Genomic DNA, 16,008 nt, shown 5'->3' on the forward strand with positions numbered 1-16,008 from the left:
CCAGTCCACGTAGGTGGACTTTGTTTGTGTAGTAGCGGTTTCTAACCGCCGAAAATTAACGCCGAAAATTCATGCCGAAAATTCATGCCCCAAATTAATACCCCAAATTAATACCCCAAATTAACTAATTAAGGTTGAATGAAAATGCCGATCGCATTATGGACTCTCGCAGCAGTAGACGGCGGGCGATCGATCAAACTCCCTCCCAAATACAAACTCGTCGAACTTCCCCCATCCAAATTTAAAGCCTCCACAGCACCCATTTGCTGCAATATCTGCGCCAGTTCCGCAAAATTTGGACCCGCCCCGCCCGCGCGATTGTGCACCGCTACAATCAGCAAATTCCCCGCAGCAGTTCGCCCGATCGCACTCCGAATCGCCGTCTGTCGAACATAGGCATCGCTAAACCCTTCCGCCTTAGCATCCAAAACAACTCGACTGTTTTGTACCAACACCGGCCCGCCGCCTAGAATGTAAGGAAAACGGTTAAAATCTGCCGGAATTGTGTTAGTTTCCAAACGCAATAAACTGCCAGCAGTTAATTGAGAAGCAGGGGAAAAATTGGAACGCCAAGCCAAAACATAACCGTTTGCTGGAATCGGGAAATTTGTTGTTCCCGGCGCGCCTCCGGGAGATTGGCTGACAACTCTATCGCCCGTAACTGTCACAACTATTTCATTATCAGAAAACGGAGTATAAGTTTTTCCCCAATCGGGATTGTAGCGGCCGATTCCTGATGTCACATAGGCACTATTTAACTGTGAAACAGACAAACGTTGATTTGCAGGAGTTATTAAAGTTTCTTGCAAAGTCAAACGATCGATCGCAAATTCGCCCCGATCGTTCCAAGCGATCGCCCCCCGATTCAAAATTGGCCCGGAAAGCCATTTATTTTCCCGCCGAATCGCGCCTAAAGCTAATCGATTGATGCGATTGAAAAATCCGGCATTAATTGCAGCCACAGTTCCCGAAAGTTCTGCTGTTTGCAATAGAGGTGCAGTACCTTGATCTGTCGGCGGATTGCTCAAAAGCGGTCTAATTGTGACACCGGATTGGCGGGGATTAATTTCTAACCCAACTACGGGAAAACGAGCGGTTCCTAAATTTTGATATTGCTGCCGCCACCGCACGCCCGGAGCCCAAAGAATGTTTTTTTCTACTAGGGAATCCGGGCGAATGTCGATAACTAATCGATTGGGATTTCCTAAACTGAAAACTTGTGGCCGCCAACCTAATGGAATTTGTACCTTGACTTTGGTTTGATTCCCCGCAGGTTCGATTTTTAACGATCGCACTTGTTTGCTGGTTGCAAAAGCGCGATCGATCGAAGTGAGATCGATCTTGGCATCGATCGCGATCGACCATTCTTGAGTGGCGATCGGCGCAGAGGGCGCTAGCGGCTGCGAGAACGCGGGTTTAGTCGGGTCGTCTGGTGTTTCGAGGTTTCGGGCTGGGGGCGCTGTCTGCTGCGGGATAGCGGGCTTTGTGGGGTCGTCGGAAGTGTCTCGCGGTGGGTTTGTTGGGGACGGGCTCGGTGTATCGACGAAGTTGACTTGCCACGGGGCGGGGCGATCGAGATCGATCACTGTGCGATCGCCCCATTCTCTCGCTGCTTGCCGAATGCCAGTAATATTGGCAGTTGGAGAAGTAATTTTTAGAACATTGCCCTCAGCAGATATCTGCCAGCCTGCAAGTTTAGCAAAATCTGTAACATCTAAGTAACGATACGAGCCTGTTGCCCTGGCTGTCAAACTTTTAGCATCGGTGAAAGATACCGAAAACCACTGCACCGGTTGTTTGTTACTGTCGGCGGTGTTGAGCAAATCCACTCCCGCACTCTGCATCAAGCCCACATCAGCAATCCAAGTTCGGAAATTTGCCGAAGTGCTGTTTGTTGGCTGCACAGTCCAAGCTAAGGGCAGAATCCGGCCGTTGAGAGACACTTGGCGGCCTTGTTTAATTCTGGCAACTGGCGGTACAGATTGAGCCAAATTGACCTCCGTTAATTCACGATTCAGGAACAAGGAAGAGGGCAATAAATTGTGTAATGGATTGGAGGAAAAACTAGAAGTTCTCCCACTCGAAGCCTCTTGCGCTATTCCGGGTTGATTCCAAAGCAAAGACTGGGCGATCGCCAGTACAGGTAAAATCGAGACTGACAATATTGAACGCCAATAAGACAAATTACATTTCATATCAAATCCTCTCTTCATCGGAATAGTAAATTCACTGTTGACTGTTAACCGTTAACCATTAACATCATAAAGAGTGCAACCGGAATTGATATCACAACTTACAACTCACAATTTCAATCCTAAACGAATATAGGAATCCTAAATCATTTGTGAATTTCTTACTCCCTCTCCTTAGAAAGGGGAGGGTTGGGGTCGGGTAAAAAGTTTACGACTCATTTAGGATTGCTATAGGTATATAGCAACCCGGAATATCCCTATGTTTCTTCTTACTAAACGGCGCTAATTGCGTTAAAGTCTAGCACGAACTGCTCATACCGGAATAGAAATCACAAACTCCGAACCCTGCCCCAAGGAGGAATTCACGAGTAACGTACCTCCATGTTTTTCCACAACAATTTGGTTGGCGATCGACAATCCCAATCCAGTTCCTTGACCCACAGCCTTAGTTGTAAATAAATGGTTAAAGATGTTTTCCTTGACTTCCTTCGACATCCCCACTCCATTATCCTTAATCCGAATCAAAACCTGATTTTTATCTTCGCTCAGAACAGTTTGAACCGTGATTTGATTAGGTAGGACTTTAATTTCACTAAAACTGCGCTCCTTATTTGACTCTTCCAGAGCGTCAATGGCATTAGCCAGCACATTCATAAATACCTGGTTCAACTGTCCGGGAAAGCATTTCACTAGGGGCAAGTTACCATACTCTTTCACAACTTCAATAGCAGGGCGTAACTCGCTCGCTTTTAAACGGTGCTTGAGAATCAGCAGAGTGCTTTCAAGTCCGTCGTGAATATTGAAAGAAACTGGTCGATCGCTATCAGCCCTAGAAAACGTTCTCAAACTCGTACTGATATTACGAATGCGATCGACTCCCTCATTCATTGAGCTAATCAATTTCGGCAAATCTTCTCGCAAATACTCCAAGTCCATCTCCTCAATTTCTGCTTCAATTTCCACTCCCGGAGCCGGAAATTTTTCTTGATACAAGTCGATCAAGTGGAATAAATCCCCCACGTATTCTTGAGCGGGTTGCAAATTGCCGGCGATAAAGCCTACGGGATTGTTAATTTCGTGGGCTACCCCTGCTACTAAATTTCCGAGAGCAGACATCTTTTCACCCTGCACCAATTGCAGTTGCATCTGTTGAAGATTGTGGATAGAGGACTCTAGTTTTTGGGCATAATCCTGAGATTGTTGATACAATTGGGCGTTTTGTAAGGAAATTGCTGCTTGCGAGCAGAGGATGTTGAGGATGGCGACGCGATCGCGCGTGAATACTCCTGTTGCTAGATTATTTTCCAGATACAAAATCCCCATCATTTTGCCTTGATAAAGGATGGGAGTGCAGAGGATACTCTTAGATTGCTGTTGGAGAATGTAGGGGTCAGATGCAAATCTTGGTTGAGTGCTACCATTATCCAAAACTAGGGTTTCTTTTGTACGTTTGACGTAGTTGATTAGGGTTAGAGGAATTACTTCGCTCTCCTCAACCGGAATAGATTGCAGAAGGCAGTCTTGACGGTTTGTGCAGTGGACGTTTATCTTCCAGTTTCCCTCTTCATTCAAAATTAATGCTCCGGTTTGTGCTCCGGCATTCTTCACCACCACTTGCATCAGGGTAGTGAGCAATTGATCGAGTTGAATTTCGCTAGATAAAGCTTGAGAAGCTTTGATAACTGTCGGCAAATCTACTAATTCCGAACTGCAGCTAGTGCTACCGATAAGTGTTCTATTCGTGTTAGATAGGGATGATTCACTATGGCTGGAGGTATGAATTGTTTCGCTTGGATACTGGCGAGTTCGCTCCTGTTGCAGGATCGGAGCAAGCAATTGGGGATAGCGCTGTTCTAGATAATCAATCTTTGCTTTTGCTCCCCAACGAGCGTAGGCATAGTAAGCATCGATTAGATAGGGTTGTGCAAGTTTTTCTTTCCCCCATTCTAAGTAAAATTTGGCGGCAAGTTCGTGAGCTAGTGCTTCTTCGTTGATGTACTCGTTTTCTTGGGCGAGGGCGATCGCTTTGTCGTACATCTCGATCGCCTCTATTTTTTGGTTTAAAACCCGATGCCGTTCTGCCTCCACTAGATAGAATTTGTGCAGATAATTCATGGGGGCATGATGCGCCCATTTCTGCATTTTTTCTTGATTAGCTTGTACTCTGTCAAGAATACCCTGTTGCTCTGACTGTGGAGTATCAAAATACACCGCCAACCTCACTAGAGAATCGTAGAAATAGAAGATAGGAACAGCAGGTAATCCTATCACTGCGTCTAAATAATTTTCTACTAAAGCAATATTTTCCATCGCTTTTGAGTAATTTTCAAACCAGTAATTAAGTAAAACTTTGTTCCAATATATGTAAGCAACACCCAATCTGTCGTTTGCTTGCTGGTGCAATGGTAACGTAATTTGCTCGTCGCAGGCTTCACCCTTTAAAATGCAGGAACTTTCACTTTTGCCGAGCATATTTAATGTAGCCTGCCAATAGGTTTCTATATAATGAAGCGGTGTTTCTTGCTTGATTTTATCAACAGCATCTCTGTAAGTTGCCATCTCTCTTTCAAGGACAGTCAGTTCTTTGCCACTCAAGTAACTGAAACACGAGTACATTAGTAGACCATAGCCAGCAAACTCTAAATCACCTGTCTCCAGTCCGCTAGAGTAAACTGACAGTAAAGGTTCTAAGGTTTCTCTCAGATGATCTTTCCAAGGTCGGATAAATATATTTACTATGAGGAGTGTCTTGGCTTTAATTTCTTGAGCATTTAACTTTGACACGAGAGTTAAAGCCAATTGACCGAACTGATAACCTGAATCAATATCTCCTACAACTCCGCAAAGCAGAAGACCATAATTGGCATAAGCAAAGGGAGACACGGAAGCATTACCATATTGAACGGATAAATCTACTTGTTTGCACACCGTCAAAGGCACCAGTTCTGGGGCTGCTATATATGCAGGAGTAAAGATAATTGATAAAAGTCTTATGGCTGCTAGTTTATAGGGATCGCTCATTTGAGGTAGGTCAATTAAATCCTCAATTCGCTTCCCCTTGAAAATTGATGCAGTTGCCCCTAGTGCCTGCTCAATATCTGACGGGTTCACTTGAGAAGGAAATTCGACTCCCAACACCTTTAAGACTTGTAGCGTTGTATTAACTGCTTCTAGTAACTTGTTTTGAGCTATATAAGCTTGAATTTGAACTTCGTACACTTTTACTTTGTCCAGCAGCGTTTTGGCGCAGTTTTCCACGACTGATGCTAATTTGTCCATCTGGTCAAAATCACCGCTGAGATAGGCCGCTTCTGCTGCTTTTGTAGACAATGCTAAGGTTAGTTCGTATTGATTGTACCAACAATTTTCTGTCAGTAATTTCCTGCCAATATTGAAATATTCAACCGCTGCAGTATAAGCGGTAGCAGCTTTGGCTTTTTTTCCAGCAACCAGATTCAACCGTGCTAGTTGCTCCCGTTGTGCCTCTTGGGTAATTAGCTCAACTCCCACATTCAAGTGGTTGACAATATCAAAAATTCTTTCTTCTCGATCGGCTTCGGGCGTATTCTGTAATAACAGTTGACCGATTTTTAAGTGAGTCGAGCGCTTTTGGTCATCGGGAATTAGGGAATAGGCTGCTTGTTGAACGCGATCGTGTAAAAACTTGTATTTGGGTAATTGGTCGTGGGTAATTGATAATTGATCAAATTCATTCCCATTCCCAATTACCGATTCGCTATTTCCCTCTCCTTGATAAAACTTGTAAACCTCGCTAACAGGTAAAATCAATCCTTCTTGCAGCGCCTTCCATAAAGCTGTTGCGGTTTCTACTGGCGAATTTTCATCAACAATTGCTAACGTCGCCAAATCGAACTGACTGCCAATACAAGCAGCTAACTTTAAAACGAACTGTGTCCTGGTTGGCAACTTTCGCAACTGAAGTGCCATGAATTCTACTACATCATCTGTTAGTGCCAAGGTTCGCACTCGGACGATATCGCACTGCCAATACCGAGATTCACAATTAAATTCAATTAGCCTATCTTCATGCAAAGACTTGAGGAATTGTGTGCTAAAAAATGGATTGCCTAGGGTTTTTTGATAAACGAGTTCTGTCAAAGGTAGAGCCAACGCTCTAGAACAAGCTAGAGTATCGGCAACTAAACTATTTACGTCGGCTCGATCGAGGGGAGCTAAGGTAATAGTATTCACCTGGGCCGCGGTTTTTTGAATCTCTGCTAACGTCAGCATCAATGGATGCGCTGGAAACACTTCGTTATCCCGATAAGCCCCAATTAATAAGAGATAGCGGTTATCAATATCGCTCATCAGCAGTTGAATTAATTTTAACGATGCTGAGTCTGCCCATTGCAAATCGTCCAAGAAAATCACTAAAGGATGTTCTTTTACTGTGAAGACTTGAATGAATTTTTCCAACAACAAATTGAAGCGATTTTGACCGGCACTGCCCGAAAGTTCGGGGACTGGCGGTTGCGGCCCCATAATACGTTCGAGTTCGGGAATGACTTCAACTATCGCCCCAGCGCTATCGCCCAAAGCTGCCACAATTTCTAACTTGAATTTTTCTAGTTTGGCATCTGTTTCCGATAGCAATTGTCCCATTAAATCGCGAAAAGCTTGGACAAATGCTGAAAAGGGGAGGTTGCGTTGGAATTGGTCGAATTTGCCTTTAATAAAGTAGCCGCGCTGCCGCACGATGGGTTTGTGGACTTCGTTGACGACGGCGGTTTTACCAATGCCGGAGAAACCGGCCACTAGCATCATTTCTGTGCTGCCGCCACTGACGCGCTCGAAGGCGGATAGCAGGGAGAATACTTCGCTTTCTCTACCGTATAATTTTTCGGGGATGATGAAGCGATCGCACAAATCTCGCTCCCCGATTGTAAAGTTAGTCAGCGCCCCTGTCTCTTGCCACTCGTGCCAACAAGTTTCCAAATCAAACTTCAGGCCTAGGGCGCTTTGATAGCGCTCTTCAGCATTCTTTGCCATCAGTTTGCTAACAATTTCAGACAGCACCAATGGAACTCTCTGGTTGATAATTGAGGCTGCGAGTGGTTGTTTGGCGAGGTGGCAGTGTACCAAATCCATTGGATCGTCTGTTTGGAATGGTAATTTTCCTGTTAGTAATTCGTAGAATGTTACTCCTAACGAGTAGAAATCTGTGCGGTAATCAATGCCTCGGTTCATTCGCCCAGTTTGTTCAGGAGATATGTAAGGTAAAGTGCCTTCGAGGACGTTGGGAGTTTGAATTTCTTGGGTTTCGCGAGGTAGCAGTGAGGCGATGCTGAAGTCAATCAGCTTGACTTCTTTGCTGGTGGGGTTAATTAGAATGTTGGCGGGTTTGAGGTCTTTATGAATAACGTGGTGGCGATACAGTCCATCAAGCGAGTTGGCAATTTGAATTGCAATGGGAAGAAACTCGTTAATGGGCAAGCCTTCCAGAGGTTCCTTGCTGGCGAATACTAAACTAGCGAGGTAGCTATTTAAGGAAATTCCGCCAAAGTCTTCCATCACCAGAGCATAGTGGTTATGGTAAGTCTCCAGGCTGTATGCCTTGACACTGCCGGGGATCTCTAAGTTTTTAGCAATGACGTACTGGTTACGGAAGTGAACCAGTTCGTTGAAGCAGGGAAAGTTATTTCGCAGTAGTTTGATCGCGACCGGCTGCCCATTTGAAGAGCGAAGACCGCGATACACTAGAGTTCGAGTGCCTGCGTATATTTGCTCGTTTATGTGATATCCTAGAAAAAGATTTGTTATGCTACCCATACCTACGTATTCCTACTGTTTTTGTCAAGCCTGAAGCTTTTTATAGTTGCTATCTACTATTGTCGCTCTATCTCCCGTGCTCTAGCTTGAATTACATCTTTCTTAACATATTTGGGAGAGCAATTTATGAAAGAGCTATTTGAACAACAAGACTTAATATTTTATGTAAGAGCTGTTGATACGGCAGTTGAGACTAAGTAGAAAATGACTTAGCTAAAGCTGATGGAACAACAGCAGTTCAGGGAAGAGGAACTTCAGAAGCCCATTAATAGGCGTGGCATAATTATGGGATAATTTTTGACACTCTCGGCCCTAAATAAACTGAGATTCTTGATTCAAAAAGGTGGCGCTGGCTCTACCAGATACTCCCAAGTTGTCAGAAATCCTTGAAATAGCCTTCATTGATGAGTTACAAACGAACGTTTGTAGCTAAAAAAATACAAATTAGGGTTAGGGACAACTGTCAACCTTTTTCGGCAAGCCATCTTAGCCGGGGTTCTGGACGATCGCTTATAAGACTTGCACCCCAACTCTGACTATAATGGGTGAAATTTTATCAATTTTTTGATAAACTTGATGTTCGCGGCTTGAGAGTTGACTTCACAATAAGACAGGTTTCACCAGTTGTGAACCGCGCTGCTACATTGCACCTACCGACTGAGCGGGCAGGTGGTTTTTGTGTCTGCGGGCGCTGACGAAAGCAACTCAACAGCGCAGCAAGCAAAATAACGCTAAAGTTACTATCTACCTGAGTCCGCAAGGCTACCCTTCCGAACTCAGGAAAAACCCACACAAAAAACTCGCGAAGCGCAGCTATCCCGTAGGGAATCCCCTGCAATGTATCTAGTTGCAGGGCGGCGATCGCCCAAAGAATCACTGTTTTTTCACAGCAGGGTATTCTAGGAGACATCTCCGAGAGGATGCGAGCGACATAATTTAAAATTGGCAAACAGGGTTTCAGTCCTCAGTGCAGGCAGCATCGACGTAAATTTTTATCTAAATCAGCTTGCTATGTGCTGTTTCAAGATTTACTAAGATCCCACCACTCGGCAGCCTTCTCTCTCCGAGCTATAAAAACGCATCAACCACACAATCACGGAAATAACATTCAATCAACATGGGTAACACGATCGATCCAAACAGAAACGTGCATCAGACTGAGCGAGGAACTCCCTATGCCGGCCAAAGCTGGTTAGTGGAAGAAAGAGATGCCTGCGGTGTGGGGTTTATTGCCAACCAAAGCGGCGAAGCTACGCACTCGATTATTGAAAAAGCACTCCCAGCTTTAACTTGTCTGGAACATCGCGGCGGTTGCAGCGCCGACCAAGATTCCGGCGACGGTGCGGGTTTGATGACCGCGATTCCTTGGGAATTGCTGGATGCTTGGTTTGCCGAACAAGGAATTGTGCCTCCGGCGCGGGAAAACTGCGGCGTGGGAATGCTGTTTCTGTCTCAAGATAAATTTCAAGCAACTATAGCGCGGCAGGTGGTTGAGCAAGTTCTGACCGATCGCGGGCTGAAACTTTTGGGATGGCGCAAAGTTCCCATTGTACCGTCGGTTTTGGGCGAGCAAGCGCTAGAAAATCAACCTCAAATCGAACAAGTAATAGTCAGTTCACCGCACTTAGCCGGAGATGAACTCGACAAACATCTATTTTTGGCGCGCCGCACGATCGGACACGCGCTGTCAAATCGCCCCAACTTCACCCGCGAAGACTTTTATACTTGCTCTTTCTCTTGTCGCACGATCGTCTATAAAGGCATGGTGCGATCGGCCGTACTAGCAGAATTTTACCCAGACCTGAAAAATCCCGCTTATAAAAGCTCCTTTGCCGTCTATCACCGGCGCTTCAGCACCAACACCCTGCCCCGCTGGCGCTTAGCCCAGCCGATGCGCTTGCTGGGACACAACGGGGAAATTAACACGCTGTTGGGCAATATTACCTGGATGAAGGCGCGGCAAGCCAATTTAGCTCACCCGAATTGGAGTCAAGCTGATATCGACACGTTTAACCCAATTGTCAATCCCGAAAGCAGCGATTCGGCAAACTTGGACAACGTGATGGAGTTGTTGGTGCACTCCGGCCGCACCCCCCTGGAATCCCTGACAATTCTGGTGCCCGAAGCTTACAAAAATCAGCCGGATTTGGCTGACTATCCAGAAATTGTCGATTTTTACGAATATTACAGCGGCATTCAAGAACCTTGGGACGGCCCCGCACTGCTGGTATTCAGCGACGGCAAACAAGTAGGTGCTACGCTCGATCGCAACGGTTTGCGGCCGGCCCGCTACTGCATTACTAAAGACGGATTGGTAATTGTGGCTTCCGAAGCCGGAGTTGTCGATATTCCCGAAGCAGATATTGTCGAAAAAGGCCGTTTGGGGCCAGGACAAATGATTGCAGTTGACCTGCAAACCCAGGAAATTCTCAAAAATTGGCAACTCAAGCAGCGAATTGCTAAGCGGCATCCCTACGGTGAATGGCTGAAACAAAACCGCGAAACCTTGGAACCGCAGCCTTTTGCGGAAACAGCAACCCTCGACTCGCAAACGCTGTTAGCAACCCAAACTGCTTTCGGCTACACGGCCGAAGATTTGGACATGGTGATCGTCGAGATGGCGAGTTCTGGGAAAGAACCGACTTTCTGCATGGGCGATGACGTTCCCTTGGCTGTGTTGTCAGAAAAGCCTCAGTTGCTGTACAACTATTTCAAACAGCGGTTCGCTCAAGTTACAAATCCGCCGATCGACCCCCTGCGCGAGGGGATGGTGATGTCGCTGACGATGAATGTGGGCCTGCGGGGCAATTTACTGCAAGCAGTGCCGGAAAATGCCAAGCGGATGAAAATTGATTCCCCCGTACTCAACGACGCTGAACTGTCTGTCTTGAAAGACCAAAAGTCTTTCCTAGCTACGGAATTGTCAACGCTTTACAAAATTTCTGCCGGGCCTGGAGGTTTGAAGAGCGCAGTCGAGCAACTTTGTCAAGAGGCGGCTGCTTCGGTGCGCGAGGGTTCGAGAATTCTGATTTTGAGCGATCGACCATCGAAGGAAGAAGGAAGAAGGAAGAAGGAAGAAGGAAGAGGGGAGAAGGAAGAGGGAGATTTATCTAGTGTGGGATTGAGTGCAGAATGCACTTATATTCCGCCCTTCCTGGCAGTTGGTGCGGTTCACCACCACTTAATTAGCGTCGGGCTGCGGATGCAAACTTCGCTGGTTGTCGATACCGCGCAATGTTGGAGCACTCACCACTTCGCTTGTTTGCTGGGTTACGGTGCGGTGGCTGTTTGCCCTTACCTGGCCTTGGAAAGCGTGCGCGCTTGGTGGTATGACACCAAGACTCAAAATTTGATGCAGCACGGCAAAGTTGCCAATATTACCGTGGCACAGGCTCAAGCTAGATACCGCACAGCGGTGGAAAATGGGCTGCTGAAGATTATGTCGAAAATGGGGATTTCGCTGCTGTCTAGCTATCAAGGGGCGCAAATCTTTGAGGCGATCGGCATTGGCGGTGATTTGCTCAATTTGGGCTTCAAAGGCACTGTTTCTCGCATCGGCGGTTTGAGTGTGGCGGAATTGGCTAACGAGGTAATGTCTTTCCACAGTCAGGCTTTCCCAGAATTGCACCTCAAAAAGCTGGAAAATTACGGCTTTGTGCAGTACCGCCGCGGTGGTGAATATCACATGAACAGCCCGGAAATGGCGAAGGCTTTGCACAAGGCTGTGACTACTTTTAAGGCTCAGACTAACGGTAACGGCAATGGGGCCGAACCAAAAATGACACCCATGGGTGTCAAAAATTCTGAAACGGCTTACGATCACTACGAGGTTTACAAGCAACTGCTCGAAAATCGCCCGGTAACGGCTTTGCGGGATTTGCTGGATTTTGTGAGCGATCGCCCTTCCATTCCCATTGAAGACGTAGAATCTGTAGCAGATGTGGTCAAGCGCTTCGCCACCGGCGGAATGTCTCTCGGCGCTTTGTCCCCGGAAGCCCACGAAACGCTAGCGATTGCGATGAACCGTATCGGCGGCAAATCCAACTCCGGCGAGGGTGGCGAAGACCCGGTGCGCTACAAAGTGCTAAACGATGTGAGCGAGGCAGGTTTCTCACAAACGCTACCTCACTTAAAAGGTTTGCAGAACGGCGATACAGCTTCTTCATCCATCAAACAGGTAGCTTCGGGACGCTTCGGGGTGACTCCTGAGTATCTGATGAACGCCCAACAAATCGAAATTAAAATCGCACAAGGTGCGAAACCGGGTGAAGGCGGTCAATTGCCAGGGGCGAAAGTGAGCGAGTACATTGCTTATTTGCGCCGATCGAAACCGGGTGTCACGCTGATTTCGCCTCCTCCTCACCACGACATTTATTCGATCGAGGATTTGGCGCAGTTGATTTTTGACTTGCACCAAATCAATCCGAAAGCAGGAGTTTCGGTGAAATTGGTGTCGGAAGTCGGCATCGGGACTGTAGCCGCTGGTGTCGCCAAGGCAAATGCTGATGTGATTCAAATTTCCGGCCACGATGGCGGCACTGGTGCTTCTCCATTGAGTTCGATTAAGCACGCAGGTTCTCCGTGGGAACTCGGATTGACAGAAGTTCACCGGGTGCTGATGGAAAATAAATTGCGCGATCGAGTTTTGCTGCGCGTTGACGGTGGCTTTAAAAGCGGCTGGGACGTGATTGTAGGCGCTTTGATGGGTGGCGAAGAGTACGGTTTCGGCACGGTGGCAATGATTGCAGAAGGCTGCATTATGGCTCGCGTTTGCCACATGAATAGTTGTCCGGTGGGTGTGACTACTCAACAAGAACACTTGCGGAAACGGTTCCCCGGAACGCCGGAACACGTGGTTAATTTCTTCTATTTCGTAGCACAAGAAGTGCGGAGTTTGCTGGCAAAATTGGGTTATAAGTCGATCGCAGATATCATCGGCCGTGCGGATTTGCTGAAAATGCGCGATGGGGTGAAACTAACTAAAACTCAAGCGATTAATTTGGATTGTTTGACGAAGTTACCGGATACTAAGAGCGATCGATCTTTCTTGATCCACGGCGACGTAAACACCAACGGGCCTGTGTTAGACGACGATTTGCTGGCGGATGCTGAGATTCAAAGGGCGATCGCCAATCACGGCACTGTTAGCAAGAGTGTAAAATTGGTGAATACCGATCGCACTGTAGGCGCAAGAATCACTGGTGCGATCGCACAGCAACACGGTAACACCGGCTTTAGCGGTCAAATCACCCTCAATTTCACTGGTAGCGCGGGCCAAAGCTTCGGCGCGTTCAATTTGCCGGGGATGACGCTGGTACTGTCAGGCCAAGCCAACGACTACGTTGGTAAAGGGATGCACGGCGGCGAAATCGCGATCGCACCGCCGGCTGGTGCGACTTATGATGCTTCTGAAAATGCGATCGTCGGTAACACTTGTTTGTATGGTGCGACGGGGGGAACTCTGTTGGCTGCGGGTAAAGCTGGCGAACGGTTTGCGGTGCGAAACTCGATGGCGAAAGCTGTGATCGAGGGTGCGGGCGATCACTGCTGCGAGTACATGACTGGCGGCGCGATCGTGGTGTTGGGAAAAGTCGGCCGCAACGTCGGCGCTGGAATGACTGGCGGCTTGGCTTATTTCCTCGATGAAGATGGCAGTTTCCCGGCTCATGTCAACGGGGAGATTGTGAAGATGCAGCGGGTTTGTACGGCGGCTGGGGAGGCGCAATTGAAGGAGTTGATTGAGGCTCAGTGCGATCGAACTGGCAGCAAGAAAGCTGAGAAGATTTTGGCAAATTGGGCTGAATATTTGCCGAAATTCTGGCAAGTTGTGCCGCCAAGTGAAGCGAATTCGCCGGAGGCTTCGGAACAAAAGATTGCTGTGGAAGTGTAATTTTACAGTTGCTTAAATAGATGAGGGGCGACGCGAGTTGCCCCTTTTTTGGGATTATTCCTTACTATAGCAATCTTCAATCATTTTCTATGTATAGGTGTACTGATGGATTTTGGGAAAATCAAATTTATGTTCCTTTGTGAAAAACTCAAACAAAAATTTAATTATCTTAAAAAACTTACATAAATACCAATACTTTCGTAAAAAATTTTTAGATTGTAACCAAATAGCTTCCACGGGATTCTGTTCGAGAGCATTGGGAGTAAATAAAATACAAGTGATGGATTAATCATCAGGTTATTTCTCACGATTAACTTCTGACAAATAATCTCTAAATTCTCCATATCTATGATAAATAGCTACATCCAAAATCAAGATAATTTTCCGCTCTTTGTATTTATTTTGTAAGTATTTTTTTATGAATTAAAATGTTGATTTTAAATCCCCAGATTTATAAACTTTAACATGGAATTGTTTGGTTTGATAATGAGCGTGCGCCAAAATAAGTTTGTCTATTTTTTTGATTGGTAATTGGGACTTCAATTCTTAGATCGGAGCGAGCCCAAGCTTCGCCATTAATATCGCCATGAAGTAGATGACATTCATCTAAAAAAAATACTATTATTTCTCTAGATTCTATACCAACCTTGTTTTTGGCTAAAATATTGTTAATTTATTCCCTCTTTCTTTGACCAGTTCTGGTTCAGATTTGGGATTGATTTTCTGAGTTTTTTTCCAGATGATCTTCGCCAGAGATAAGAGTTCATAATAGCTATGTTTAGATTTATAGCTGACACCAAATTCTCGCTCTAAATAAGTAACTCGCTCATCAAAATCCCAATATTCTTTATTCTTTAGCCCTTCGATTACTTCAGTTTTGTGTAGAGATGTTAAATATCCTTTTGACCCTTTATACCCTAGTTTGATTCCTGCGATGCCTGTGGTTTTAAATTGTTTTTTCCAATAACCAATAAAAAATTTACTTACACGCCATATTTTGCTAATTTCATGGTAGAGCTTACCTTTGATAGCTATCCTTACAGCTATTGCTCGCTTGAGTTCTCTTACAGTTCGATCGCTTTTAATGAAAGATTCTAACGCCGCTCTTTCTTTTTCTTATCTTTCTGTGGCAGTTGTAAGTTATTAATCTTTTTATTGTCACAATCAATTATTGCATATAATTATAGCGGTTTTCACAAAAGTGAGGTATGCCCTATGCCCACGGAGGCCTATGTTCTATCCCAAATAGTACCTCCTATGAGAGCTTGAAAAGCTATATATCATAATAAGTTTAGATAATGATTTAGGATTGCTATAGTCTTAAACATTATCAGCGCCTAAACGAACCAAAGTCTTTTGATGTAAGGGTTTTAGGCTTATTCAGCAAGCCCTATTTACTCACTCCCCCTTGACAGATCAAGACAGTATCTACAAAATGCTAATGACCAATGACTACCCTTCGACTTCGCGATCGGCTAAAATGACTAATGACTACCCTTTGACTTCGCGAGCAGCTAAAATGACCACCATTCGACTTGCTTCGGCTCCCTTCGGCTTCGCGATCGGGCAAGACGCTGGCTCACAAGTCGCGAGCGGGTAAGATGACCAATGACTAATGACTTCTTCTATAACATTCGCAATTGACAACCATGCAAACTAGCGAAAACACCGTCAAAATTGCCCTCGCGCCGGGGAATTTGCGCCGCGTTCACCATATCGCTTTAAACGTGCGGGACATGAAAGCTTCCCGCTACTTTTACGGTACAATTCTCGGTTTGCACGAACTCACAGGTGCAGAAATTCCCGCAAGTTTAACAGAAATGGTAGCAGCGGGTAAAGTGGCTAATTTCATCACCCCAGATGGGACTGTAATTGACTTATTTTGGCAGCCAGATTTGGAACCGCCAAACCCGAACCCGGAGAAAGCTTTTACTCGCGCCAACCACTTGGCTTTTGATATCGATCGCGATTTGTTCGATCGCGCGATCGAAGTGCTAAAATCTCATCAAATTGCGATCGACAGCGGCCCCGTAACGCGCGCTACAGGACGCGGCATTTACTTTTACGATCCCGACGGATTTATCATCGAAATCCGCTGCGATGCAGCTTAAACGGTCGCTATCAGGTTTGCGGTGC

At 46.0% G+C, this 16,008-nt stretch carries 6 protein-coding genes; 3 read left to right on the plus strand and 3 right to left on the minus strand.

Annotated features, from left to right (window positions below; genetic code table 11):
* Positions 1–128: 128 nt before the first annotated feature.
* Positions 129–2,195, minus strand: coding sequence for a phosphodiester glycosidase family protein (locus QT998_RS16195; protein ID WP_333115224.1), 2,067 nt, complete (start codon positions 2,193–2,195; stop codon positions 129–131).
* A 309-nt stretch (positions 2,196–2,504) separates the two neighbouring features.
* A complete protein-coding gene (locus tag QT998_RS16200; RefSeq protein WP_333115222.1) occupies positions 2,505–7,982 on the minus strand; it encodes a trifunctional serine/threonine-protein kinase/ATP-binding protein/sensor histidine kinase in 5,478 nt (1,825 codons plus the stop codon).
* 1,117 nt (positions 7,983–9,099) lie between these two features.
* Here QT998_RS16200 and QT998_RS16205 point away from each other — a divergent pair.
* Positions 9,100–13,872 (plus strand): glutamate synthase-related protein, encoded by a 4,773-nt coding sequence (locus tag QT998_RS16205; protein WP_333115220.1) that lies wholly within the window; start codon positions 9,100–9,102, stop codon positions 13,870–13,872.
* Positions 13,873–14,529: 657 nt separating this feature from the next.
* Here the strand turns inward: QT998_RS16205 and QT998_RS27545 are convergent.
* Positions 14,530–14,958 (minus strand): helix-turn-helix domain-containing protein, encoded by a 429-nt coding sequence (locus QT998_RS27545; protein ID WP_442921982.1) that lies wholly within the window; start codon positions 14,956–14,958, stop codon positions 14,530–14,532.
* A 355-nt stretch (positions 14,959–15,313) separates the two neighbouring features.
* Between QT998_RS27545 and QT998_RS16210 the strand changes: the two genes are divergently transcribed.
* Together QT998_RS16210 and QT998_RS16215 are read left to right on the plus strand one after the other, a co-directional pair.
* Positions 15,314–15,472, plus strand: coding sequence for a hypothetical protein (locus tag QT998_RS16210; protein WP_333089970.1), 159 nt, complete (start codon positions 15,314–15,316; stop codon positions 15,470–15,472).
* A gap of 49 nt (positions 15,473–15,521) precedes the next feature.
* Positions 15,522–15,983, plus strand: coding sequence for a VOC family protein (locus QT998_RS16215; RefSeq protein WP_333089972.1), 462 nt, complete (start codon positions 15,522–15,524; stop codon positions 15,981–15,983).
* Positions 15,984–16,008 lie beyond the last annotated feature (25 nt).

This window comes from Microcoleus sp. S1D4 (genome assembly GCF_036700765.1).
Lineage (GTDB): Bacteria > Cyanobacteriota > Cyanobacteriia > Cyanobacteriales > Microcoleaceae > Microcoleus.